This window comes from Lysobacter sp. Soil_N_51, from assembly GCF_057655755.1.
This window is the reverse complement of the sequence record NZ_JBDGLR010000001.1, coordinates 184443-208250: the sequence shown is the minus strand read 5'-3', so window position 1 is coordinate 208250 and position 23808 is coordinate 184443. Positions and strand designations below refer to the sequence as shown.

Here is a 23808-nt window from a genome sequence, read left to right as displayed (position 1 = left end):
TTGCGTTGCTGTGCGACGCATGCCCGGCATCGGTGCGTTGGCGCGACGCGAGCGGCCTGACACTGGGTTGGGTGCGTTCCTGTAGGAGCGGCGTGAGCCGCGACCGCGACACTGCAACTGCGACGTACACGAGGTAACCCGGTTTGCGACGCGGGCGAGGTGTCGCGGTCGCGGCTCACGCCGCTCCTACAGGGGGCTGCGTGCGATGGCGAGCCGTGTGAGCGGACATTCCAAGCCGGTCTGGTTGAATTCCACGCAGGCGATCGCGAAACACGCACCCGTCCCTTGACCCTTCCCGTCGGCGCCGCCTAGCGTGACTCCGCCAGAACGCACTGGCATCACAGGAGGGATTCTCGTGAACATGAGCTACCGCAGCATCCGCCTGACCGCGCTCGCGGTCGGCCTTTTCGGCTTCGCCGCCTCGCTCGCCGCAACGGCCGGCGAGGAAGATTGCGAACGCTGCCGACTGCTGTTCCAAATGTGCATGACCAGCACCCCGGGCGACCTGGCTTGTTACGAGCAACTTTGGGATTGCGAGCGCCAGGCCGAGTGCCCGATCGGTTTGCAAACCATTTGAGTCGAGTGCGCGCGAGCCGGCGCCCGGACGTCCAGGCCGCATCTGCGCGCGCTTGGACGTGGCTGGGCGTTGCGGCGTTTTGAGCGGCCGCGGTGTTCGTGCGTGGTGTGGGCGGACGGCATGCGGTTGAGCGGGGCCGTTCTTGCGGGAGCGGCCTCCTGCGTCGGATTGGCTTCGGTCGTGAGCCGCGCCGCGCTGCTTCGTTCGCGGACTAAGCCGCGACGCCTGAGGTTTGTCGTGATTGCGGTATCGCGGTCGCGGCTTGCGCCGCTCCTGCAGGGCGCTGCGTGCGATGACGCTTAGTCCGGACCGCGCCGTGTGCGGGCGCGGTCCGGGACGAATCAGATTTCCTCGACCGGGCAATCGAGCGTGCGCACGCACTGGGCGTAGCGCACATCGCAATTGCCGCCGCCGGGAATTTCGCTGAACATCAGGCAGTTTTCGTATTCGATCCGGCATTGACGGCAGGCGGTATCGTCGGAGGCCACCGCCGACAGCGAGGCGGCAAAACCGAAGGCGGCCAGGGCGATCAGGGCCAGGCGGGTGGAACGGGTGCGGGTCTTCATCGGGTCGGTCCTGGTTGGGATGAGTGTGGCGGTGCAATGAAAGCGAGCGCGGCGAGCGAAAATGCCGGCGAAAACCGTAGCGTTCGCGTGGCGCGGGGCATCGCGGACGGCTGGCGGCGCGAAAATCGCATAGCCGCGGGCCACGCGGCGTTAATCGATCGTGCGCCGGACGCGCGCGCCGACGCGCGGAACGTCGTGCGCGCACACGGGCGAAGCTGGCCGACGACCTCGGTCGCGGCCGGCCCGAAGGCTCAAGGCTCGATTACGATCTGACAGCGGTTCGCGGTCAGGCAGGCGCGATACTGCAGCCAGCAGCTCGGCGTCGCATCGGGGGTGTTGGCCTCGCACCACTCCAGCACGTCGGTATAGCACTGGTGGCATTTGTCGACCGCGGCGAACGCGGTCAGCGAGGCGGAGAAGCCGAAAACGCCGGCCGCGATCGCGCTCAGGCGGGCTGTACGGGTCCATGTCTTCATCGAGTGTGTCCTGTCCTTAGCGCCAGTCCATCTGGCCGGGCCAAGCTTGTGACCAGGACGCGCGCGGAACAAGCTGCGCCGCAGCACTTTACGGCGCGCGCCGCTCAAATTCGCCAAGTCGCGGTGCGCCGGGGCCGGGCCTGTCCCGCAACCGGATCAATGATTCGCGGCGAACGCGAACACCGCGGCCAGGCCGCCGAAGAACAGCACCACCACCAGCAGGGTCAGCAGCCCCACGATCACCGACGACCAGCCCAGCACCAGTCCGGCGATGGCCATGCCGTCGCCGTCGTAACGGGCCGGTTCGCGACGGATCTGCGCGCGCGCCATGTGGCCGCAGACGATGGCGGCGGCGCTGCCGATGATCGGCAGCGCGATCCAGCTGAGAATACCGGCGATCAGGCTGATCACCGCCATGGCATTGGTTTCGCGTACGGGTGCTTGCATGCGTGACGATCCTTCGTGGGAGTAACGCCGAAGCATACCCGCGTGGCCGCGAGCGGGCCGTGCATGCACCGGCCGTAAGAAACGCGGGAAGAAATTGCAACCGAGCCGCGGGCGGCGTGTTGTGCGGTCGTGCAAGTACGACCAAGCCCGCGAATGCGCATTCGCGGGCTTGGTCGATAACGCCTCCGGCACCGCCGGCCGCGACCGCGATCAGAAATCCGGCGGCAGGCTGATCATGCAGCCGTTCGAGGTCTGGCAGTTCCAGAAGTCCGTCAGACATCCGTCGCGGTTGTCGGGATTGGCGTTGACGCAGTCGTAGTAAATCGGCAGGCAGTGGTCGCATCCCCACGGCCCGGCGAGCGCGCTGAGCGAGGCGGCGAATCCGAACGCGCCGAACGCGACGGCGGTCAGGCGAAGACTACGGGTCCTTTTGTTCACAAGGCATCCTTCATGTGGCGCCAGTCCATCTGGCGCAGCCACGCTAGGCAGGCGAACGGGCGCGGTCAAGTTAACGCCGTCGCAGTCCGCGCTTGCGGTTTCGCGATCATGGGCCGCGACGTTTTTCGTTCGCACACGCCGCGACGATCCGCGCGCCACGAGCGTGGAATCGTGGATGCGGATGGCGTGTTCGGACCATTGGTCGCGCGACGATCCGGATCGTGGCGGCGTCCGCCGATGCGACTATCGCGGGGTCGACGCAAGGCCGGCGAATCGACCTTCGCGGGCCTTGCGTCGTACCGCGTGCGCGATGCTCAGAAATCCGGCGGCAGGCTGATGGGGCAGCCGCCGTCCTGCTCGCATTGCCAGAATTGCTCCAGGCAACTGGGTTGCGCGTCGGGCGTGTTGGTGCGGCAGGCGTAATAGCCCGGCAGGCAGTGGTCGCATCCCCACGGGGCGGCGAAGGCGGTGAGCGAGGCGGCGAAGCCGAATACTCCGACGGCGACCGCGGTCAGGCGAATGCTACGGTTCCCTTTGTTCACAAGACGTCCTTCATGTGGCGCCAGTCCATCTGGCGAGGCCACGCTAGGCACGCGTGCGGGCAGGGGTCAAGCGATGCGCTCGCAGTCTGCGACCGCGCGCTCATGGCCGGTGCGGGGCTGATTGAAACGCCGCATTCAGGGTAGGGCGTGGTCGATGGGGCGAGGCGTGGATCGCGAAGGCGCAACTCGCAGTCGCAAAGTCGCCAGGTTGTTCGAGGTCTTTCGTGGGCGGAGTTCCAGCCTCGAAACTCTCGGCTCAGGTCGCCGGAAACTTCACTGCTTGGTAGCGAACGGCATCGGGTGAAACTCACCCTACAAAAGTATCCGCCCGACCGTTCGATCAGAAAAGCCGCGTTGGCAGTCAAGCCGACACGTCATGCGATCGCTCAGCGAATCACCACCACTTTCCCATCCGCGATCGCCTGCCGGTAATCGTGGACATGGCGCGTCCTGTCGCTGGATTCGCGCAGCAGTTCGGGCTCCTCGATGGGTTTCATCCGGCCCGAGCGCAGCGCTTTCTTGTTGGCGGCGATGCGTTCGCGGAACTTGCACATTTCCACCCACCAGATCCGATACTGAAGCAGATCGACCCGCTGCGGATCGACGAAGCCCAGCAGTCCGAAGATGCGCGTGGGCGCTTCGCTAGGCGCCAGCATGCCCCAACTGCCGGTCAAGGCCATGCTGCCGCAGACGACAGCGCAACCGGTCAGGACCAGCAACTGCAGTTGCAGCGCATCCCATCGGCCCGGCCCCAGCAGCCACACCGTCGCGGCCATGCACGGATATGCGAAACAGAAGGTCCACCACGCGAACAGGCGACCCTCCTTCGCGTCCGCGGCGCTGCCCAATGAGTGATGCGTCCAGACATAGCCTTGCTGCGGGTCGAGGATCGCGCGCGCATACAACACGCCGCCGCTGCGGGAAACCACGGCCTTGACGCGATGGCCGGGCTTGAGCTTCTCGGCGCCGGCGAATTCTCCGCACACCACTTGTCCCTCGATCAGGCAGGCGAAGTACTGCACGTCTTCGGAGAAATACAGCGCGCGCTCGATATCGTTCGCCGCCTGCGCGATCAGCGCGTCGATCGGAGCGTTGGCGCGGTCACGGACGATCGCATCACGAGGCGGTTGCGCGATCCGGCGCAGCAGTTGCTCCGGGTCGTCTTCGACGTGCAACTTTTCGAGCACGCCTTCGATCAGAAACAGCGCATCTTCGCGTTGCGGCAGCGGCGGGACGTCGCGATTGGTGCTGATCTTCATGATCCCTCAGCAAGGGCCAAGAGGCCGTGTCGAAATCCGTCGACTGTGCAGTGGTGCGTGGCGCGGGCTTGCGGCACCGGGTTCTATAAATAGCCTGTAGTGTTGCCTGGTTAAACAGATTCGCTTTCGAGAACTACTTCGGTTGGTCTCAGGCTGAACCAAGGCGCGTGTTCGCCGAACCAAACAAACCCGTAGCCATCGATTTCCAGCACCGGCAGCACCTGGCCTTCAACGCTGCGCAGATGCGCGACGTCTTCGGCGGGCAGATCATGGATCAGCGAGTGCGGCATGACCGGGATGCGGACCCGGCTGCCTTCGACGATGGGCCGTCCCGACGCGTCCACCGCCGCCAGGGGAAACCCCGGCGGCAATGGACCTTGCGGCGGATCGAAAAACGCCACGGTCAGCGTGTCGGCTTACAGATCGAACTTGATGCCCTGCGCCAGCGGCAGCGCATCGGAGTAGTTGATCGTGTTGGTCTGACGGCGCATGTACGCGCGCCATGCGTCCGAACCGGATTCGCGGCCGCCGCCGGTTTCCTTCTCGCCGCCGAACGCGCCGCCGATCTCGGCGCCGGAGGTGCCGATGTTGACGTTGGCGATGCCGCAATCCGAACCTGCGGCCGACAGGAACGCTTCGGCCGCTTTCAGATTCGCGGTGAAGATCGACGACGACAGGCCCTGCGGCACGTCGTTCTGCAGCGCGATGGCTTCGTCGAGGGTCTTGAACTTCATCACGTACAGGATCGGCGCGAAGGTTTCGGTCTGCACAACTTCGGCGTCGTTGGTCAGGCCGGTGATGATGGTCGGCAGGACGAAGTTGCCCTTGCGTTCGATCGCCGCGCCGCCGGTGGCGACGGTGCCGCCGCTGGCCTTGGCCTTTTCGATCGCGTCCAGATACGCCTGCACGCCGTCGCGGCTGTTGAGCGGGCCCATCAGATTGGTCGGATCGGTCGGATCGCCGATCTTCTTCTCGACCTGCTTGAACGCGGCGACCAGCTTGGCCAGCACGTCGTCATGGATCGATTCGTGCACGAACAAGCGGCGCGTGGTGGTGCAGCGCTGGCCGGCGGTGCCGACCGCGCCGAACGCGATCGCCGGGATCGCCAGTTTCAGATCGGCCGACGCGTCGACGATGATCGCGTTGTTGCCGCCCAGTTCCAGCAGCGAACGGCCCATGCGGCGCGCGACGCGCTCGCCGACGATGCGGCCGACCTTGGTCGAACCGGTGAAGCTGACCAGGCCGATGCGCTTGTCGTCGACGAAGTTCGACGCCAGCTCGGTGCCGGCATCGTTGAACAGGAAGAAGATGTCCGGGAAGCCGCCGGCGCGCAGCGCTTCGTTGCAGACCTTCATCGACGCGATCGCCGACAGCGGGGTCTTGGGCGAGGGCTTCCAGATGGTGATGTCGCCGCAGATCGCCGCGATGAACGAATTCCACGCCCACACCGCGACGGGGAAGTTGAACGCGGAGATGACGCCGACGATGCCGAGCGGATGCCACTGCTCGTACATGCGGTGGCCCGGGCGCTCGGAGTGCATGGTCAAACCGTACAGCTGACGCGACAGGCCGACGGCGAAATCGCCGATGTCGATCATTTCCTGCACTTCGCCGTCGCCCTCGGGCTTGGACTTGCCCATTTCCAGCGCGACCAGCGAACCCAGCGCGTCCTTGTGCTTGCGCAGCGCGTCGGCGCACAGGCGGATGGCTTCGCCGCGGCGCGGCGCCGGGGTGGTGCGCCACACCGCGAACGCGGCCTGGGCGCGCTCGACGATGGTGTCGTAGTCGCTCTGCGAGGAGGCCTGCACGCGCGCGAGCACTTCGCCGTCGGTGGGGTTGACCGGTTCCAGCACGCCGGCGTCGGCGGTCTTCGCCCATTCGCCGTGACCGAGGTAGGTGCCGGACTCGGTGTCGTTGAGTCCGAGTGCGGCGAGAACGGGGTGAGTCATACCGAAAGCTCCATGTGATTGCACGCCGGTGGCGCGGCATATAGCGGTGGATTGGCACGCGTCCGGTGGACGCAGACGGCGCGCGACAGGGCGCGCGGCCGTGGAGGTGGCGACCCCGACACGATTCGAACGTGTGACCTTCCCCTTAGGAGGGGGATGCTCTATCCAGCTGAGCTACGGGGCCGAAGGTTTGAAATTCAAGCGGTTGCACGATCCGGATCGACTATCCCGGAGCCCGCGCGGCGACGCGTCGCCGTGCAGGCACGATCGACGCGACCGGCCCGGATTGTACTCGGCCGGGCCCGCGCGCCGCCATGCCGCGGCCGGCGGCGAGGGAGCATGAACGCCGATTTGATTGCCGCGTGGGCGTAACGCTTCGCTCACAAGCGCCTGATGTGGGCTGGTTATGCTCGGCCCGACGCGATCGGTCTGCCGCGTCGTTCGCCGCGCCGATGCGCCGCGCGGCGCGGCAGCCAGGGATTCGATCCGCCGGTCCGTCGGGACCCTGTAGCGACTCAAGGAGCAGTGCATGTCATTCGATCGACTCGGACGTACGTCCTCATCCCCCCAGGCTTCATCCCCCTGGTTGTTCAAGACCGCGGTGGCCGTTGCCCTCGCGCTCGCCGCCAATGCCTCCTGGGCGCAGAGCGATGCGCAGGTGTACGAATCGGCCATCGCCGAAGCCGCGCGCCTCTGCCCCGGCCATTCCAAGGAACGCACCACGCCCGGCATCCGCGCGGTTCCGGTCGGCGCGCTGCGGGTGTTGGCGCAGCGCAATTACACGATGTGCCCCGATCGTCGCCTCGACGCCGCGACCCCGGCGGTGTGGTACGGCGCGGCCGGCGTATTCGCCTGGAATCCCGACAACAAGGGCGCGGCCAAGCTGATCGCGGGCAAGGTCGATGCGATGACCCGCAAGGAAGAGTTCCCGGCCGAAACCCTGGTGTGGAAGGCCGATGGCAGCGAGGCCAAGGGCGTCACCGTGCCGATGTTCGAACCGCGGCCGCGGCCGGCCGGCGCGTACTGATCCGATTCGGTCGGGACTGGTTCGGTAGGGAGCAATTGCTGATAAAGAGCGACTGATCGAGAGGGCGACTGCCGCGAGGCCTCTTGGAGGGGCGCTGGTCTCGATGCTTTTCGATGAGGTCGTCGGTCACGACGCCGCTTCGGATCGAAAGGCATCGGGGCTGAAGCCCCTCCCACAAAAGACCTCGTTGTTACGCTGGTGGCGGGTGCCTGATCGGCGCAACCATTGATGGCCGGGTGGGCTGGATCCTCAAACGGCGAGTGGTCCGGGCCCCGGCCGAACCCTGGGCAGCTTTTGTGGGTGGGCTTCAGCCCCGACGCCCTTCGCTCAGGTCGCCGATCAGCGGCATCGCTTCGGACCGACTGTGCCCAGGTCGCTTGTGGTCTCATCGCTTCAGAACGGAAGGCGTCGGGGCTGAAGCCCTCCCACAAAAGACCTCGTTGCTGCGCGGGTTGTTGATGCCTGATTGGCGTAGCGACCGGCGGCCGTGTAGGCCGTAGCTGCAAATTGCGACGGATGCGGTGGTAGTTCGCCCCCCCAACCCCGTTGCGGCTCATTCCCACGGCGCCCCGACTCGCCGCCCCCAGCGTCCACCTGCATCTGACCGCCCCCCTGAACACGTACCACGGCACATCAATTACGAACTAATTGTGTTTGTGACGGCCGTTTTCGGCGCCTGATTGCGTTACATGCCAGTAACCCTGGATGTTTCAGGACAGTAACGGCCACCACGGCGACCTCCCGACGAGCGGGATTGCTGTGGAGGAAGTACGTATTTAATGTGTGATCGGGGTCGCATGTTCGAGGCGCGCCGTCAGCGGCGCAGTCAGAGGCATCGGTTTTTTCGGCCGCGGGGAAGCGGTCGTCTAGGGGACAACATGATCGGTTTGAAGAACTGGGCGCTGCGCGCCCGTGCGGCGCTGCGCGCGAGTGCGAGTCCGTCGACGCGGTTGGGCTGGGTGTTGCTGTTGCCGGGCCTCGGCCTGGCCGGCGCGGCCCAGGCCCAGAGCTGCGGGGTCGGTGAGGTCCCGGCGGCATTCGGGTTCACCGGCGGCGAGCAGACCACCACGGTCCCGGCCGGCGTGCATTCGCTGACCGTATACCTCAGCGGCGCGCAGGGCGGCGCAGGGCGCAGCGGCGCCGGCAGCATCGGCGGCAGTCCGAATTCTCCGGGCGGCACGGGCGGCCTGGGCGGCCGCGTGCGCGGCACCCTGGCGGTCACGCCGGGCGCGGCACTGTCGATCTGGGTCGGCGGCCAGGGCTCGCAAGCGGTCAATCCTGGCGGCATCGGCGAAGGTGTCGACGGCATCGGCGGCGGCGCCACCGATCTGCGCGTGGGCGGCAACGGCATCGGCAACCGGGTCGGCATCGCCGGCGGCGGTGGCGGTGGCGGCAACGCCGGCTGGAGCACGACCAACGTGATCGCCGGCGGTAACGGCGGCGTCGGCGGCGGCGGCGTGGGCGGCGTGGGCGCGACCGTGCCCGGCGGTCCCGGCCCGTTCGGCGGCGGCGGCGGTTCGGTCGGCACCGGCGGTGCCGCGGGCGCGGGCTGCGGCGGCTTTCCGGCCACCGCCGGCAACGCGGCCAACGGTAACGGCGGCGACTCCTTCAACTTCTCCGGTTCCTTCACCGGTGCCGGTTACGGCGGCGGCGGCGGCGGCGGCGCCACAGTCGGCGCGGGCGGCGGCGGTGCCGGCGTCGGCACCACCGGCTGTCAGCAGAACTGGAACGGCGGCGGTGGCGGCGGCGCGGGCGGCAGCTCGGGCGCGACCGGCCTGACCGCGGTCACCATCAACAATGGCGTGCAGGCCGGCAACGGCGCGGCGCTGATCTGTTTCGCGCCGACCCAGTTCTCGGTCGGCGGCACCGCGACCGGTCAGACCGGTCCGGTCACCCTGCAGCTCGCCGGCACCAACCCGGTCAGTTCGCAGCAAGTCGTGGTGGCGCAGGCCGCGACGAGCTTCGTGTTCCCCACGCGTCTGCCGCAGGGCGCCAACTGGACCGTCAGCGTGCTCAGCGCGCCCGCGGGCCAGCTGTGCTCGGTCACGCCGGCCAGCGGCCTGGCGATCAACGCCGACGTCACCAACGTCGCGCTCAGTTGCGTCACCGTCGCGGTGACGGTCAATCCGGCCACCTTGCCCAACGGCGCATTCAATACGGCGTACTCGCAGACGCTCAGCGCCACCAGCGCCAACGGCGGCACCGCGCCGTACACCTTCGCGGTCACCGCCGGCGCGTTGCCGGCCGGGCTGACCTTGTCCAGCGCCGGTGTGCTGTCGGGTACGCCGACCGCGGCGGGTTCGTTCAACTTCACCGTACAGGCCACTTCCAGCAACGGCTTCAGCGGCACTCGCGCCTATACCCTGGCGATCGCCCAGAACGCGCAGGCCATCACCGCGTTCGCCTCCAATCCGGTTTCGCCGGTGTACTCACCGGGCGGCACCTTCACCGTGTCGGCGACCGGCGGCGGATCGGGCAATCCGGTCGTGTTCGCCAGCACCACGGCGGCGGTGTGTACGGTCGCCGGCAACACGGTGACGATGGTCGCCGCGGGCAATTGCGCGCTGACCGCCAATCAGGCCGGCAACGCCAACTACAGCGCCGCGCCGCAGGCCAACCTGGCGGTGACGATCGCTGCGGCCAGCCAGGCCATCACCGCGTTCGCGTCCAACCCGGCTTCGCCGGTGTATACGCCGGGCGGCACCTTCACGGTGTCGGCCACGGGCGGCGCGTCGGGTAATCCGGTCGTGTTCGCCAGCACCACGGCGGCGGTGTGTACCGTCGCCGGCAGCACGGTGACGATGGTGGCCGCGGGCAATTGCGCGCTGACCGCCAACCAGGCCGGCAACGCCAACTACAACGCCGCGCCGCAGGCCAACCTCGCGGTGACCATCGGCCTGGCGAATCAGGCGATTACCGGTTTCGCCGCCAACCCGGCCGCGCCGGTGTATACGCCGGGCGGCACCTTCGCCCTGTCGGCCACGGGCGGCGCGTCGGGCAATCCGGTCGTGTTCGCCAGCGGCTCGCCGGCCGTGTGTACGGTCAGCGGCAGCACCGCGACGATCGTGGCCGCGGGCACCTGCTCGCTGACCGCCGATCAGGCCGGCAACGCCAACTACAACGCCGCGCCGCAGGTGGCGTTGGCCGTCGCGATCGGCGTGGGCACCCAGGCGATCAACAACTTCGCCGCCAATCCGGCCTCGCCGGTGTATGCGCCGGGCGGCACCTTCGCGGTCTCGGCCACGCCGGGCGCGTCGACCAGCCCGGTGGTGTTCGCCACCACCACGCCGGCGGTGTGCAGCGTCGCCGGCAGCACGGTGAACACGCTCGCCGCGGGCACCTGCTCGCTGACCGCCGACCAGGCCGCCGACCCCAACTACGCCGCGGCGCCGCAGGTCCTGCTCGACGTGACCATCGGCGTGGCCGCCCAGACCATCACCGACTTCGCCGCCAATCCGGCGACGCCGGTGTACGCGCCGGGCGGCACCTTCGCCGTCTCGGCCACGCCGGGCGCGTCGACCAGTCCGGTCGTGTTCGCCAGCACCACCGCCTCGGTGTGCACCGTCAGCGGCAGCACCGTGACGATGCTGACCGCGGGCACCTGTTCGCTCACCGCCGATCAAGCCGCCGACGCCAACTACAGCGCCGCGCCGCAAGTGACGCTGGACGTGAACATCGGCGCGGCCGCGCAGGCCATCAGCAACTTCAGCGCGAATCCGTCGGCGCCGGTGTACACCCCGGGCGGCACGTTCGCGGTGAGCGCGAGCGGCGGCGCCTCGGGCAATCCGGTGGTGTTCGCCAGCACCTCGCCGGCGGTGTGTACGGTCAGCGGCGGCACCGTGACCATGCTCGCTTCGGGCACGTGCGCGTTGACCGCCGATCAGGCCGGCAACGGCAACTACAGCGCCGCGCCGCAAGTCGCGTTGCAGGTCTTGATCGGTGGCGGCACGCCGACCCTGTCGTGGATCGGCGATGTGTCCAAGACCATCGGCGAGGCATCGTTCGATCTGCCGAACCCGACCAGCAACAGCAGCGGCGCCTTCACCTTCTCCAGCAGCAACACCGCGGTGGCGACGGTGAGCGGACGCACGGTGACCATCGTCGGCGCGGGCGTGGCGACCTTGGTCGCGACCCAGGCCGCGGCCGGCAGCTACCTGCAGACCACGATCAGCGCGACCCTGACCGTCGCCGACCGCCCCGATCCGACCCGCGACCCGAGCGTCGTCGGCGGCTTGCAGGCCCAGGTCGACGCCAGCGTGCGCTTCGCTTCGGCGCAGCAGTCCAACATCCACGACCGCCTGCGCCAGCAGCGTTTCGCCGGTGCCAACACCTCCAGCGACGGCCTCAGCCTCAATCTGAGCAACCGCTCGGGCGGCGCGATGTCGCTGACCGCGGGCCAGGTGGCCTCGGTCGATAACGTGCGCCTGCCGGAAGGCTGGGGCTTGTGGACCGCCGGCAGCATCACCAACGGCCAGCGTGAGCCCAACAGCCGCAGCGACGGGTTCGACTTCCGCAGCGACGGCATCACCGTCGGCGCCGACTGGCGCATGGGCGAGCGCTTCCTGCTCGGCGTGGCCGGCGGTTTCGGCTGGAACGACACCGACCTGGACGACGGCCGTTCCAAGCTCGACGCCAAGCAGCGCGCCCTGTCGCTGTACGGCCTGTGGCGCCCGAGCGAGCATTGGTTCGTCGACGGCATCATCGGTTGGGGCCGCCTGGACTTCGACATCCGTCGTTACAGCGCGACCGCCGGCGCCACCGCCACGGCCGAGCGCGACGGCGACCAGGTGTTCGGTTCCTTGACCGCCGGTTACGAGCACCACGGCGACGGCATGACCCTGACCGGTTACGGCCGCTTCGACACCAGCCGCACCAAGCTCGACGGTTACCGCGAACACGGCCTGGGCATCTACGACCTGAACTACGGCTCGCAGACGGTCGAGAACAACGGCGCCTCGCTGGGCCTGGAGGGCAGCTTCCCGATCGTGACCACCCGCGGCAGCATCTTCCGTCCGTACTGGATGGTCGAATACCGCGAATCGCTCGACAACCGCAGCGACGTGAACTTGAACTACGTGGTCATGCCGGTCGCCAACGACTACAGCCTTTCGCTGCGCAGCTACGGCGACAACGCGCTGACCTACGGCGCGGGCATGGACATGGACTTCCGCGCCGGCTGGAAACTGTCGTTGCTGATGCGCCGTCAGCACGGCAACGGCCAGGACCCGAGCACCAGCTTCGGCCTGCTGCTGTCGTTCTCGCCGAGCATCCAGCCCTCGTCGCTGACCGCCCCGACCGCGCAGGAAGTGGCCGAGCAGATGGACGCGACCGCATCGACCAAGGAGCCGCAGACCGGCCGTTGAGCGAGCGACGGGCCGGTCGGATCAACGACCGGCCTGTCGAGACAGGTGAGGCATTCGACCGGCACCGCGAAACGCGTTGCCGGTCGGTGGTTTCAAGCCGTGTCGTGGTCGGGAAGTTTGAAGATGCAGCCGCTCGACCAAGTGGATTCGCATCAGCCGGCCACGAAACAGGTCCGCGAAAAACCGATCGCCAAGCGAACGCTCCCGGTTAACCCCGTGGAGCGTTCTGCTTTGGGCAGGTGCAAGATTGTGTTGGCGTATTCTTCGACCATCGTGAGTTCGCGGTCGCAGCGTGCGCCGCTCCCGCAGCGAAGAACGAACCCGCGATCACCCCTGTAGGAGCGGCGCAAGCCGCGACCGCGACACCTCATTCGCGGCGAAAGATCATTCGCGCGAAGGATCATTCACGTGAAGCATCACGCAAGCCGCAAGCGCCGCCCGTACCCTCGCTTCACCCTGCGCCACCTTCCACACGCGACACCAGCAACTTATCGACGATCGCCTGATACAACGACGCCGCGAATTCGGCATCGTTGCCGGTATCGTCGGTCATGGCGTATTGCCCGCTGGCCAGCATGCCCGCCGCCAGATGCGCTGCGACTTGTTCGGCTTGTTCGCGATTCATGTCTAACTCCCTATGAGGTGTACGAGTAGCGCCCACAGCACGCGTTGAGCGCATGAATTGCAGCCTACGCCCGCGTGTGCAAGAAGCAGGTCGCGAAAATGGAACTGATTGGGCCAGCACAATCGTCACGACTAATTGGGCAATACACCATGGCCCAACTCGGCAAACCCAAACGGTGGGCCGACGGCGATTCGTTGAAATAGTGACCGTTGGGGTCACCGGACTTTCAAGCCGGTACCTGATCGTTTTGAGCAGGTTCGATGCGCCGACACATCGTACTCTCGATCCGATTTGCGTTGCGGTTGCATCTTTGATGTCGGCCATCGAATCGGTGGATGTAAACGGAAAACGACAATCGATGATGGCGAATACGAACATCGACGATCGGCAGGCGGCCGCACCAAGTGCCGGAGTGAAGCCGCTTTGCATAGGCTGTCGATGGAGGTTTTCGGGATCTTGCACTGGATTGCGCGCCGACTCCCATCGATTCTGCGTAATTCCCTCCACCCGCGTTCTGGTCCATCCTGAGCGTCTTTCCCGCCGACCCGCGCCGTGCCCAAGATCATCTGCATGCTGGTGTATGCCGACGCGCAGTCGCTGGACATCAGCGGGCCGCTGGAGGTGTTCGCGCTCGCCAGCCGACAGGCGCAGGAGGACGATCCGGCCTGCGAGCCGTTGTACCGGCTACACGTGGTGGCCGAGCAGGCGGGCCCGGTCGTGCTGGCGTCGGGGATGCAGTTGCTGCCGGACTTGCTGTGTTCGCAGATGCCCGAAGCGGTCGACACGCTCTTGGTCAGCGGCGGCATGGGCGATGCGTTGGATCGGGTGCGCGCGAATGCCGGGCTGGTCCGATGGCTGCGCGAAATCGCGCCGCGGGTAGGGCGGATCGCATCGGTGTGCAGCGGTGCTTTATTGCTGGCCGAGGCCGGGGTGCTCGATGGCCGCAAGGCGACCACGCATTGGCGCGATCTGGCCGAGTTGCGCCAGCGCTATCCGCGGGTGCAGGTCGAGGCCGATGCGATCTACACCCACGACGGCGCGGTCTGGACTTCGGCCGGCATCACCGCCGGCATGGATCTGGCGCTGGCGATGGTCGCCGCGGATCACGGCCTGCCGCTGGCGTTGAAGGTCGCCAAGCGCATGGTGATGGTGAGCAAGCGCTCGGGCGGGCAGAGCCAGTTCAGCCGGCAATTGGACGAACTCGATCTGCCCGATCAGTTCGCGCAACTGGCCGCGTGGGTGCGCGAGCATCTGCGCTCGCGCCTGGACGTGGGACGGCTGGCGCAGCAGGTGCATATGAGCCCGCGTCAGTTCGGCCGGAGGTTCCAGTCGCTGTTCGGCACCACGCCGCAGAAATACATCGAGCAACTGCGGGTCGAGGCGGCCAAGCCCTTGCTGGAAAGCACCCGCAAGGAATTCAAGCGGATCGCGTCCGATTGCGGGTTCGCTTCCGACGAAGCGATGCGGCGCGCGTTCGTGCGCCAGCTCGGCATCCGTCCGAGCGATTACCGCGAGCGCTTCGGTTCGCCTTGAGCGGGGCGTAAGGCCGGCCGATCGCCGATGTCCGAAAGCGCGGCTTCGATGTCCGCCTTTGCGCCCCGCGTTTGCGCACGCTGACGGCCTTCCGAACGATTTCAAAGGCTCATTGCATGCGCGCTGGATCGACGAACGTGGCGACGTGGTGGCTGTCGCTGTTGCTCATGCTGCTGCCGCTGTCGGCCTGGGCCGCGCACGCGCCGCATTCCAAGCCGGAGGTGCGGGTCGGCATCGTCCTGTTCGACGGCGTGCAGATCATCGATTTCGCCGGGCCGTACGAGGTCTTCGGCACCGCCGGGTTCGGGGTAACGACGGTGTCGGCGGACGGCAAGTCGGTCAAGACCGCGATGGGCTTGACGGTCACGCCGGACACCAGTTTCGCCGACGCGCCGGCCTTCGACGTGCTGCTGGTGCCAGGTGGCGACGTCGACGCCGCGCAGAAAAGCACCGCCGTGCTCGACTTCATCCGTGCGCGTTCCGCGCCGTCGCGTTACGTACTGTCGGTCTGCACCGGCGCCTTCATCCTCGGCGCGACCGGATTGCTCGACGGCCTCAAGGCGACGACGTTCCGGCCGGCGATCGAAGGCTTGGCCGCCGAGTTCCCGAAGATCGAGGTGATCTCGGACGTGCGCTGGGCCGACAACGGCAAGTTCATCACCGCCGCCGGCCTGTCGTCCGGCATCGACGCGGCCTTGCACGTGGTCGAGAAAGTGCGCGGCGACCCGTTCGCCCGAGCGACCGCGCTGCGCCTGGAATACGACTGGCAGCGCGAACACGGCTTCGTGCGCAGCAAGATGGCCGATCGCTATTTCCCCAAGCAATTTTCCACCGTGGTCGCCTGGCCGAAAGACATCAAATTCGAAGGCCTGATCTCGGTCGGCGATGCGCAGCAATGGCGCATCCGCTACCGAGTCACCACCGCCACCTCGGCGGATGCGCTGTCAAAGTTGATCGATTCCGGCGTGATCAAAGCGGGCGGCTGGACGCGCGAACCGGCGCCGAGCGGCTTGCGTTGGCGCGGAGAGCAGGAAGGCCATCGGCTCGTCATGGCGCTGGGCACGTATTCGTCCGATGTGGGTGGCAGTTATGAGATCGAGATGACGATCGCGGTGGACGATGCGTATGTGCCGGATGCGGCTGCTGGCGTCGGGGTTACGAAACCCGCGGCGCCTTGAATCGCTTGGTGAGACGCTCGGCCGGCACGTTTGAGCTCAGGGTCGTCATGACGTCTGCTCTCAAGCTGCGGCGAAGCGGGGCGGCATGGGGTCATGCCGCCCAAGGCCAAAAAAGCGGTGCTATCTAGGGTGTCGGCTCAGTGGCACGCGTCAAAGCCTGCGCCAGCCCTGACTTGCACAGTGAAATCAGCGAGCGCAAGTATTCACGCTTGCAACGAGCGCGATCGGTTGTTTACGCGGAGGAAATCGCCAACTCTCGACGATGCGCTTCGCCGCCAGGTCGCATTGCATATTCATGGATGAACGCCTGAACCTGATATGGGTGACGGCACCGGTCGGCGATACCACAAACTGCATTTTCGCCATCGGCACAAGTGCGTCATCGGGCAGGCATCGCGGCTCGGCGCCACCCTTGTTTATCGGTTTCGGCGCCGTTTCCCTGGAGCCGATAAGGTCGGCCAGGCGCAGGTCGGGCCCTCGTTTCCATGAAATCACCCCGGTATGTTTCCCGATCAGAATCGCATCTTGATCGGCGACTCCGGCTACTCCCGTTTTTGGCGTGATTACCCAGTCCAGGTTACGGTCGATGGCCGGATAGGCTGAGCTGCACCCGCCGATAAAACGCTGACAATAATAGTGAGCCATTGTTTCGGCTTGTTTCTGGGTGATGCCTGCGTTGAGGTCGACTCGGCCGATTTCACCGGCCAGTTCATCCGCCAGCGTTTTGATATCTTGCGCATGAACCGGCGCGCACAAGATCAAAGCCAAGGCTGCGATAAGTTTTTTCATCATGTCGGCCAAGCTGGATGACAAAGCGGCTATGGGAGATGCGTTGCGAGGCGGAAGCCCGAGCCACTATCGGCATGGCCCGTCATACGGCCCGACTCTTGGCTGAGCATAGTGGCAACAGGGCTCGTTGCGCGCCACAGGCTCAGGGTATGGCAACGGCACGCTCAGCCTGAGCGCGCGGCGCGAACCTCGACCGCGCTCAAACCGTCCCCAACATGCGCCAACCCATCATTCACGGACCGCCGACGTGACTGTCAGCCGCACCGCGCAGTTACGATGAGCCAACCGTCAAGGAGCCCCTAGCCCCATGAGCACCGAGATCGAATCACTGCAATCCGACCTGCGCCGATTCGCGGACGAGCGCGAGTGGGGGACGTTCCACACGCCCAAGAACCTGGCCTGTGCCTTGTCGGTGGAGGCGGCCGAATTGCTGGAGCATTTCCAGTGGCTGACCGAGGCGCAAAGCTGGGCGCTGGACGAGCCCAAGCGGTCCGAGGTGGCCGCGGAAATGGCCGATGTCTTTCTGTACCTGCTGCAATTGTCGATGCGCCTGGACATCGATCTGGTCGCCGCCGCGCGGCGCAAGATGATCGCGAACGCGAAGAAGTATCCGGTCGAGCATACGAAAGGGCGCATCGCCAAGATCGCCGAGGAATGAGGCGCGCGCGGTCGCGGGCCGCGGACATTTCGGTGAACAACCTCGCCGCTGTTCCCGCTCAATCTTGCGAACGCGGCCCATGAAAAAGCCGCCCTTTTCACGGGGCGGCTTTTCAATGCTTGCGATGGCGATGTATGCCGCGAGGCCTCGCGCCTGCGCGCGCAGCCGTGATCACTCCACCGCCAGGCCTTCGACCTTCTGCCAGCCGCGCGGCAACAAGCCGCCGCGGGTCGCGCGCGCGCCCAGGTAGGGCTCGAGTTCCTTGAACGACAGGCTCATCGTGCGCGCGCCCGACTTGATGCTCAACGTCGTGCCGGGCGCGACCACCGCCACCGCGACCACGCGCTCGGTGCCGAGCTTGGCCTTGGGGATGTCGATGATCTTGTTGCCCTTGCCCTTGTCGAGTTCCGGCAGTTCGTTGACCGGGAACGCGAGCAGGTGGCCGACGTTGGTCACCGCGACCACACGGTCTTGTTCGACATCACCGACCTGCGCCGGTTGCAGCACCTTGGCGTTCGGCGTGAGCGACAGCATCGCCTTGCCGGCCTTGTTGCGGCCGGTGAGGTTTTCGAAGCGGGTGACGAAGCCGTAGCCATGAGAACTGGCCAGAACGAAGCGCATGTCGTTGTCGCCAGCCGCCAGCGTCTGGAATGAAGCCCCCGCGGCAGGCGAAAACCGCCCCGTCAACGGCTCGCCGTTACCGCGCGCCGAAGGCAGGCTGTGGATCAGCGTCGAATACGAACGCCCGGTCGAATCCAGGAACGCGACCTGTTGCGTGCTGCGACCGCGCGCGGCGCCGAGCAGGCTGTCGCCATCGCGATAGCTCAGGGTCGCCGCGTCGATCTCGTGGCCCTTGGCCGCGCGCACCCAGCCCTTTTCGCTGATGACCACGGTCATCGGTTCGCTGGCGACCAGTTCGGTTTCCGACAGCGCCTGCGCGGCGCTGCGCGCGACCAGCGGCGAACGGCGCGCGTCGCCGAACTTCTTGGCGTCGGCGATCAGTTCGTCCTTGATCAGCTTCTTGAGCTTGGCCTTGCTGCCGAGCAGGGCGATCAGGTGTTCGCGTTCTTTCTGCAATTCGTCCTGCTCGCCGCGGATCTTCATTTCCTCCAGGCGCGCGAGCTGGCGCAGCCGGGTTTCCATGATGTAGTCGGTCTGCTCCTCGCTCAGGCCGAAGCGCGCCATCAGCACCGCGCGCGGTTCGTCCTCGGTGCGGATGATGCGGATCACTTCATCCAGGTTGAGGAACGCGACCAGCAAGCCTTCCAACAGGTGCAGGCGGCGCTCGACCTTGTCCAGACGGTGGGTCAGGCGGCGGGTCACGGTGTCGGTGCGGAAGGTCAGCCACTCGCTCAGCAGCGCCTTGAGGCCCTTGACCTGCGGGCGGCCGTCCAGGCCGATGATGTTGATGTTGACCCGGAAGCTCTTCTCCATGTCCGTGGTCGCGAACAGATGGCCCATGAGCTGTTCGACGTCGACCCGGTTGGAGCGCGGCACCAGCACGATCCGGGTCGGATTGGCGTGGTCGGATTCGTCGCGGATGTCTTCCAGCCACGGCAGCTTCTTGGCCCGCATCTGGGTGGCGATCTGTTCGATCACCTTGCCCGGCGAAGCCTGGTAGGGCAGCGCGGTGATGACGATGTTGGCGCCGTCTTTCTCGTAGATGGCGCGGGCGCGCACGCTGCCCAGGCCGGTCTCGTACATCTGCAGCAGGTCGCTGCGCGAGGTGATGATCTCGGCCGGGGTCGGATAGTCCGGGCCGAGCACGTGCTCGCACAGGTCGCGGGTGGTCGCGTCCGGATCGTCGAGCAGGCGCACGCAGGCGCTGACGATTTCGTTGAGGTTGTGCGGCGGCACGTCGGTGGCCATGCCGACCGCGATGCCGGTGGTGCCGTTGAGCAGCAGGTGCGGCAGGCGCGCCGGCATCCAGGTCGGCTCTTCCAGGGTGCCGTCGAAGTTCGGCGTCCAGTCGACCGTGCCGTGGCCGAGTTCGCCCAGCAGCACTTCGGCGATCGGGGTCAGCTTGGATTCGGTGTAGCGCATCGCCGCGAACGATTTGGGATCGTCGCTGGAACCGAAGTTGCCCTGGCCCTCGACCAGCGGATAGCGGTACGAGAACGGCTGCGCCATCAGCACCATCGCCTCGTAGCAGGCGCTGTCGCCGTGCGGATGGAACTTGCCGATCACGTCGCCGACGGTGCGCGCGGATTTCTTCGGCTTGGCCGCGGCGTTGAGGCCGAGCTCGCTCATCGCATAGATGATGCGGCGCTGCACCGGCTTGAGGCCGTCGCCGATGAAGGGCAGGGCGCGGTCCAGGACCACGTACATCGAGTAGTCGAGGTAGGCGCGCTCGGCGTACTCGCGCAAGGGAATCTGTTCGAAGCCGTGGAACACCGGACGTACGGGATCAGTCATGGAACCTTGAGGCGGGTAGGGCAGACCGGGGATTCTACCCGCGGACGCGTTTCACCGGGTGCGACTGGACGGCGACGCAGGCAGGGCAAGGCTTTGGCGGTATCCTCGGCGGCCTGTCGATGGCCGTTGACGGCCGCCAAAGGGAGTTGCCCATGCCCGTGAGCCTGTTGTGGATGCGTTCGCCGGCCGTCGCCGCGGCGATCCTGGCCCTCGCCAGCGCCTGTTCGCAGGGCCCGGCGCAGGCGCGCAGCCATGTCCCGGTCGATTCCTACCGGGTGGTGGCGAGCTATCCGCACGACCCGGGCGCCTTCACCCAGGGGCTGATCTTCAAGGACGGCTTTCTGTACGAGAGCACCGGCCTGTACGGGCAGTCGTCGGTGCGCAAGGTCGAGCTGGACACCGGCCGGGTCGTGCACAAGACCGACCTGCCGGCGGCGGTGTTCGGCGAAGGCATGACCGACCGCGGCCAGCAATTGCTGGTGCTGACCTGGACCTCCGGGGTCGGCTATGTGCTGAACCTGCCCGGTTTCGATCAGGCCGGCACCTTCGCCTACCCGGGCGAGGGCTGGGGCCTGACCCGTTCGGCCGACGCGCTGTACATGAGCGACGGCAGCTCGCAGATCCGCGTGCTCGACCCCACGACGCTGAAGGAGCGCGCGCGCATCGACGTCCGCGACGAGGGCCGCCCGATCGACCAGCTCAACGAGCTGGAGTGGGTCAAGGGCGAGCTGTACGCCAATGTCTGGCAGAGCGACCGGATCGCGCGGATCGATCCCAAGACCGGCCACGTGCTCGGCTGGATCGACCTGAGCGGACTGCTGCGCGAGCACGGCCGCCCGCATCGTGGCGTCGACGTGCTCAACGGCATCGCCTACGACGCCGCGCGCGATCGGTTGTTCGTGACTGGCAAGCTGTGGCCGGATTTGTTCGAGATCCAGCGGGTGCCGGCGGCGAAACCATCCGCCGGACGCTGAGCGCGGCGGCTCGCGCGCAACCCGGCGGGTCGTTGGCGCTGAAGCCCGCGCCAACTGACGAATTTGTCAGCCAGGCGACAGCGTGGCGTGGGCCGGGCGGGTCTAGAGTCGCCCGATGGCCCTGTCCTCCCACAGGCGCCATCGGCGGCGCACCTGCAAGGACGCCGCCCTCTTTTCGGTCCGCCGCCCGGCGCGGTTGTACGATGGCTCAAGCCCGGCCGCCGCCAGGACACCCACGCCGCAATGAAGTCGCCGCAATGAAACTGCTGATCGTCGAGGACGAAGCCAAGACCGCCGACTACCTGCGCGACGGTCTGGCCGAGCAGGGCTGGGCGGTCGATGTCGCGCGCGACGGCACCACCGGCCTGCACCTGGCGCGTGAACTCGACTACGACGTGATCGTGCTCGACGTGATGCTGCCCGGCATGGACGGCTTCGCGGTGCTGCGCGAACTGCGCCTGCGCAAGCAGACCCCGGTGATCATGCTGACCGCGCGCGATCGCATCGACGATCGCGTCCACGGCCTGGGCGCGGGCGCCGACGATTATCTGGTGAAACCCTTTTCCTTCATCGAACTGCTGGCGCGCTTGCAGGCGCTGGTGCGGCGCGGCCGCCAGCAGGAACCGACCGAACTGCAGATCGGCGACCTGCAGATCAATCTGATCGCGCGCCGTGCGTTCCGCGACGCCACCCGGCTCGACCTGACCGGCAAGGAGTTCGCGTTGCTGGCGCTGCTGGCGCAGCGGCGCGGTCAGATCCTGTCCAAGACGGTGATTGCCGCGCAGGTGTGGGACATCAATTTCGACAGCCACACCAACGTGGTCGAAGTGGCGATCAAGCGCCTGCGCGCGAAGATCGACGGCCCGTTTCGCAACAAGCTGCTGCACACCGTGCGCGGCATGGGCTACGTGCTGGAAGCGCGCGAGGGCGACGAAGACGACGACGCGCCGGCCGCGGGACGAAACTCGGCATGAGGCCGGCATGAAGCGCATGCGCGATCTGTCCATCGCCCAGCGTCTGGCGGCGATGTTCGCGCTCGCCGCGCTGCTGGTGTTCGCCCTGGTCGGGGTCGCGCTGTATCACGTGCTGCAGACCCAGATCGTGCGCTACCAGCACGCCGAACTGGCGACCAAGCTGCGTTACGTGGTCGGCAGCGTGGCCTTGTGCGAAACCCGCGAGCGCTGGCTCAAGGTCGAGGACAAGGTGCAGAACCTGATTTCCAGCGACCGCAGCACCAAGGTCTGGGTCTGGAGTTCGAATCCGGATTACCGCATCGGCGACGGCGAACCCAAGATCAGCGGCGCGATCAACCGCCGCGATCTGGGCATGGGCCGGCTGCTGCTGCCCGGCGCCGAATACCCGTATCGCACCTTGCAGGAACGGGTGCCGGCATTGGGCGATCGTCCCGCGGTGCACGTGTCGGTCGCGATCGATTCCAAACCCTATGTGTCGGCGCTGCGCTGGTTCACTCTGATCATGCTGGCGCTGGGCGTGTGCGGCATCGCATTGGTCGCCTTGCTCGGGCACTGGATCGCGCGGGTCGGCCTGCGCCCCTTGCAGCGGTTGTCGAACGAAGCGCAGACCTTGAGCCCGAGCAATCTGTCGCAACGCCTGCAGCCGGCCGAACTGCCGCCCGAACTCGGGCGCCTGACCGGGACGTTCAACGGTGCGCTCGATCGGCTGGAAGCGGCCTACACAAGGCTGGATGCGTTCAATGCCGATGTCGCCCACGAACTGCGCACGCCGCTGACCAATCTGATGGGCCAGACCCAGGTCGCGCTGTCGCGTCCGCGCGAGGTCGCGCAACTCGAAGACGTGCTGCAATCGAATCTGGAAGAGCTCGAACGCATGCGCGGCATCATCAACGACATGCTGTTCCTGTCGCGCGCCGGGCAGGGCGATATCGCCCTGGACCGGGTCTGCGTGCCGCTGGCCGAGGAGGTCGCGAAGACCGGGGAATTTCTCGAGTATTTGCTTGAGGAAGCGGGCATGCAGTTGCGTATCGACGGCGCTGTCGATGCGTGGATCGACACCTCGTTGTTTCGCCGTGCGATGACCAATCTGTTGCATAACGCGGTTCAGCACGCGACTCCGGGTTCGGAAATCGTGGTCGAACTGCGCGACGGCGACGCGGCGCACAGCGATTGCGGCACCGGCGCGCGCGTGGCCGTGCGCAATCACGGCGCGGGTGTGCCGCCGCAGCATCTGGCGCGGATGTTCGATCGCTTCTACCGGGTCGACGCCGCCCGCGAGCATCGCGGCGAGCGGCATCACGGCCTGGGCCTGTCGATCGTCAAGGCGATCGCCTCGCTGCACGGCGGCACGGTGTTCGCCGACAGCCGCGAGGGCCGCACCACAGTCGGTTTCAGTCTGGCGACGCCGCGACCGCATTCGCCGGCCTAGCCGCCTGCGTTATTTCGCGAACGCGGCGAGGTCTCGATGGGAGGGAGTTTCAGCTCCGACTCCCGAAGTATCGTCAGCGTAAGCACGCGCCGCGCCGAAAACCGCGCCCCATGCTCAGCGATGCAGATCGCCCGCCGCCTCGGGCTGATAACGCAATCCCAGCACGCGCAGGCGCGCGCTGCGTCCGCCCGGCAACGGCCAGGCGATATGCGCGCCGACCCGCAGGCCGAGCAATGCGCTGCCGACCGGCGCCAAGATCGAAATACGTTCGGCGCTGCCGTCGGCATCGCGCGGATACACCAGCGCGGCTTCGCGCTCTTCGCCGCTGGCCTCGTCGACGAAACGGATCACCGAATTCATCGTGATCGCATCGGCGGGGACCTGCGCGGGTTCCACTACGTCGGCGCGGTCGAGTTCGCGGCGCAGGCCGGAGACATCGACGCCCGCCGGCAAGGCCTGTTCGAGCAAGGCTTCGAGCCGCTCGCAATCCAGGCGCGAAATCACCAGCGGAGGCGGCAAGCCGGACGGGTGGGGCAGGTGACGGTCGTTCATGGTGGATCTCCAAAGCAAGAACGGGCGACGCACCGTG

22 protein-coding genes and 1 tRNA gene are annotated in these 23808 nt (G+C 66.9%); 10 read left to right on the top strand and 13 right to left on the bottom strand.

Annotated elements, in window-relative coordinates; translation table 11 throughout:
- Nucleotides 1-355: 355 nt before the first annotated feature.
- Complete coding sequence (locus tag AC3A4T_RS00970) at nucleotides 356-577, top strand: hypothetical protein (protein ID WP_487673684.1); 222 nt, start codon at nucleotides 356-358, stop codon at nucleotides 575-577.
- A gap of 341 nt (nucleotides 578-918) precedes the next feature.
- Here the strand turns inward: AC3A4T_RS00970 and AC3A4T_RS00965 are convergent, their stop codons facing one another.
- The gene (locus tag AC3A4T_RS00965) at nucleotides 919-1143 is read right to left on the bottom strand and encodes a hypothetical protein (protein ID WP_487673683.1); all 225 of its coding nucleotides are present in this window, start codon (nucleotides 1141-1143) and stop codon (nucleotides 919-921) included.
- A gap of 36 nt (nucleotides 1144-1179) precedes the next feature.
- Here AC3A4T_RS00965 and AC3A4T_RS00960 point away from each other — a divergent pair, with 36 nt between their 5' ends.
- Entirely contained in the window at nucleotides 1180-1416 is a 237-nt protein-coding gene (locus AC3A4T_RS00960; protein ID WP_487673682.1) for a hypothetical protein, read from the top strand.
- Here AC3A4T_RS00960 and AC3A4T_RS00955 read toward each other — a convergent pair.
- From AC3A4T_RS00955 to AC3A4T_RS00920, 8 genes are all read right to left on the bottom strand, one after another.
- A complete protein-coding gene (locus AC3A4T_RS00955) occupies nucleotides 1395-1619 on the bottom strand; it encodes a hypothetical protein (protein WP_487673681.1) in 225 nt (74 codons plus the stop codon). The two genes, AC3A4T_RS00960 and AC3A4T_RS00955, sit on opposite strands and share 22 nt — an antisense overlap.
- A 156-nt stretch (nucleotides 1620-1775) precedes the next feature.
- A complete protein-coding gene (locus tag AC3A4T_RS00950; RefSeq protein ID WP_487673680.1) occupies nucleotides 1776-2066 on the bottom strand; it encodes a DUF4190 domain-containing protein in 291 nt (96 codons plus the stop codon).
- A gap of 210 nt (nucleotides 2067-2276) precedes the next feature.
- Entirely contained in the window at nucleotides 2277-2504 is a 228-nt protein-coding gene (locus tag AC3A4T_RS00945) for a hypothetical protein (protein ID WP_487673679.1), read from the bottom strand.
- A 314-nt stretch (nucleotides 2505-2818) separates the two neighbouring features.
- Nucleotides 2819-3046, bottom strand: coding sequence for a hypothetical protein (locus AC3A4T_RS00940; RefSeq protein WP_056111701.1), 228 nt, complete (start codon nucleotides 3044-3046; stop codon nucleotides 2819-2821).
- 386 nt (nucleotides 3047-3432) lie between these two features.
- Nucleotides 3433-4305, bottom strand: a complete 873-nt coding sequence (locus AC3A4T_RS00935) for a hypothetical protein (protein ID WP_487673678.1) — start codon at nucleotides 4303-4305, stop codon at nucleotides 3433-3435.
- A gap of 110 nt (nucleotides 4306-4415) precedes the next feature.
- A complete protein-coding gene (locus AC3A4T_RS00930; RefSeq protein WP_487673677.1) occupies nucleotides 4416-4706 on the bottom strand; it encodes a hypothetical protein in 291 nt (96 codons plus the stop codon).
- Between the two features lie 15 nt (nucleotides 4707-4721).
- The gene (amaB, locus tag AC3A4T_RS00925; RefSeq protein ID WP_487673676.1) at nucleotides 4722-6254 is read right to left on the bottom strand and encodes an L-piperidine-6-carboxylate dehydrogenase; all 1533 of its coding nucleotides are present in this window, start codon (nucleotides 6252-6254) and stop codon (nucleotides 4722-4724) included.
- Between the two features lie 107 nt (nucleotides 6255-6361).
- Nucleotides 6362-6438 (bottom strand) — tRNA-Arg (locus tag AC3A4T_RS00920).
- A gap of 345 nt (nucleotides 6439-6783) precedes the next feature.
- Between AC3A4T_RS00920 and AC3A4T_RS00915 the strand changes: the two genes are divergently transcribed.
- Together AC3A4T_RS00915 and AC3A4T_RS00910 are read left to right on the top strand one after the other, a co-directional pair.
- A complete protein-coding gene (locus tag AC3A4T_RS00915) occupies nucleotides 6784-7281 on the top strand; it encodes a hypothetical protein (protein WP_487673675.1) in 498 nt (165 codons plus the stop codon).
- 878 nt (nucleotides 7282-8159) lie between these two features.
- Nucleotides 8160-12644 carry an autotransporter domain-containing protein gene (locus AC3A4T_RS00910; protein ID WP_487673674.1) on the top strand — a complete coding sequence of 1495 codons (4485 nt, stop codon included), beginning with the start codon at nucleotides 8160-8162 and terminating at the stop codon, nucleotides 12642-12644.
- Nucleotides 12645-13095: 451 nt separating this feature from the next.
- Here AC3A4T_RS00910 and AC3A4T_RS00905 read toward each other — a convergent pair whose 3' ends face one another.
- Nucleotides 13096-13269, bottom strand: coding sequence for a hypothetical protein (locus AC3A4T_RS00905; RefSeq protein ID WP_487673673.1), 174 nt, complete (start codon nucleotides 13267-13269; stop codon nucleotides 13096-13098).
- Between the two features lie 552 nt (nucleotides 13270-13821).
- On the opposite strand from AC3A4T_RS00905, the gene AC3A4T_RS00900 reads away from it, so the two are divergent.
- Both AC3A4T_RS00900 and AC3A4T_RS00895 read left to right on the top strand, forming a co-directional pair.
- A complete protein-coding gene (locus tag AC3A4T_RS00900; protein WP_487673672.1) occupies nucleotides 13822-14802 on the top strand; it encodes a GlxA family transcriptional regulator in 981 nt (326 codons plus the stop codon).
- Nucleotides 14803-14918: 116 nt separating this feature from the next.
- Nucleotides 14919-15980, top strand: a complete 1062-nt coding sequence (locus AC3A4T_RS00895) for a DJ-1/PfpI family protein (RefSeq protein ID WP_487673671.1) — start codon at nucleotides 14919-14921, stop codon at nucleotides 15978-15980.
- Nucleotides 15981-16166: 186 nt separating this feature from the next.
- Here AC3A4T_RS00895 and AC3A4T_RS00890 read toward each other — a convergent pair whose 3' ends face one another.
- Complete coding sequence (locus tag AC3A4T_RS00890; RefSeq protein ID WP_487673670.1) at nucleotides 16167-16769, bottom strand: energy transducer TonB; 603 nt, start codon at nucleotides 16767-16769, stop codon at nucleotides 16167-16169.
- Nucleotides 16770-17076: 307 nt separating this feature from the next.
- Between AC3A4T_RS00890 and AC3A4T_RS00885 the strand changes: the two genes are divergently transcribed.
- A complete protein-coding gene (locus AC3A4T_RS00885; RefSeq protein WP_487673669.1) occupies nucleotides 17077-17427 on the top strand; it encodes a nucleotide pyrophosphohydrolase in 351 nt (116 codons plus the stop codon).
- Nucleotides 17428-17598: 171 nt separating this feature from the next.
- Here the strand turns inward: AC3A4T_RS00885 and parC are convergent, their stop codons facing one another.
- Complete coding sequence (gene parC / locus AC3A4T_RS00880; RefSeq protein WP_487673668.1) at nucleotides 17599-19842, bottom strand: DNA topoisomerase IV subunit A; 2244 nt, start codon at nucleotides 19840-19842, stop codon at nucleotides 17599-17601.
- Nucleotides 19843-19994: 152 nt separating this feature from the next.
- On the opposite strand from parC, the gene AC3A4T_RS00875 reads away from it, so the two are divergent.
- The 3 genes from AC3A4T_RS00875 (at nucleotide 19995) to AC3A4T_RS00865 (ending at nucleotide 23219) form a co-directional block, all read left to right on the top strand.
- Entirely contained in the window at nucleotides 19995-20816 is an 822-nt protein-coding gene (locus tag AC3A4T_RS00875) for a glutaminyl-peptide cyclotransferase (RefSeq protein ID WP_487673667.1), read from the top strand.
- Nucleotides 20817-21073: 257 nt separating this feature from the next.
- Nucleotides 21074-21790, top strand: a complete 717-nt coding sequence (locus AC3A4T_RS00870) for a heavy metal response regulator transcription factor (protein WP_487673666.1) — start codon at nucleotides 21074-21076, stop codon at nucleotides 21788-21790.
- A gap of 7 nt (nucleotides 21791-21797) precedes the next feature.
- Nucleotides 21798-23219 (top strand): heavy metal sensor histidine kinase, encoded by a 1422-nt coding sequence (locus AC3A4T_RS00865; RefSeq protein WP_487673665.1) that lies wholly within the window; start codon nucleotides 21798-21800, stop codon nucleotides 23217-23219.
- A 114-nt stretch (nucleotides 23220-23333) separates the two neighbouring features.
- Here AC3A4T_RS00865 and rnk read toward each other — a convergent pair whose 3' ends face one another.
- Nucleotides 23334-23771, bottom strand: coding sequence for a nucleoside diphosphate kinase regulator (gene rnk, locus AC3A4T_RS00860; protein ID WP_487673664.1), 438 nt, complete (start codon nucleotides 23769-23771; stop codon nucleotides 23334-23336).
- Nucleotides 23772-23808: the final 37 nt, after the last annotated feature.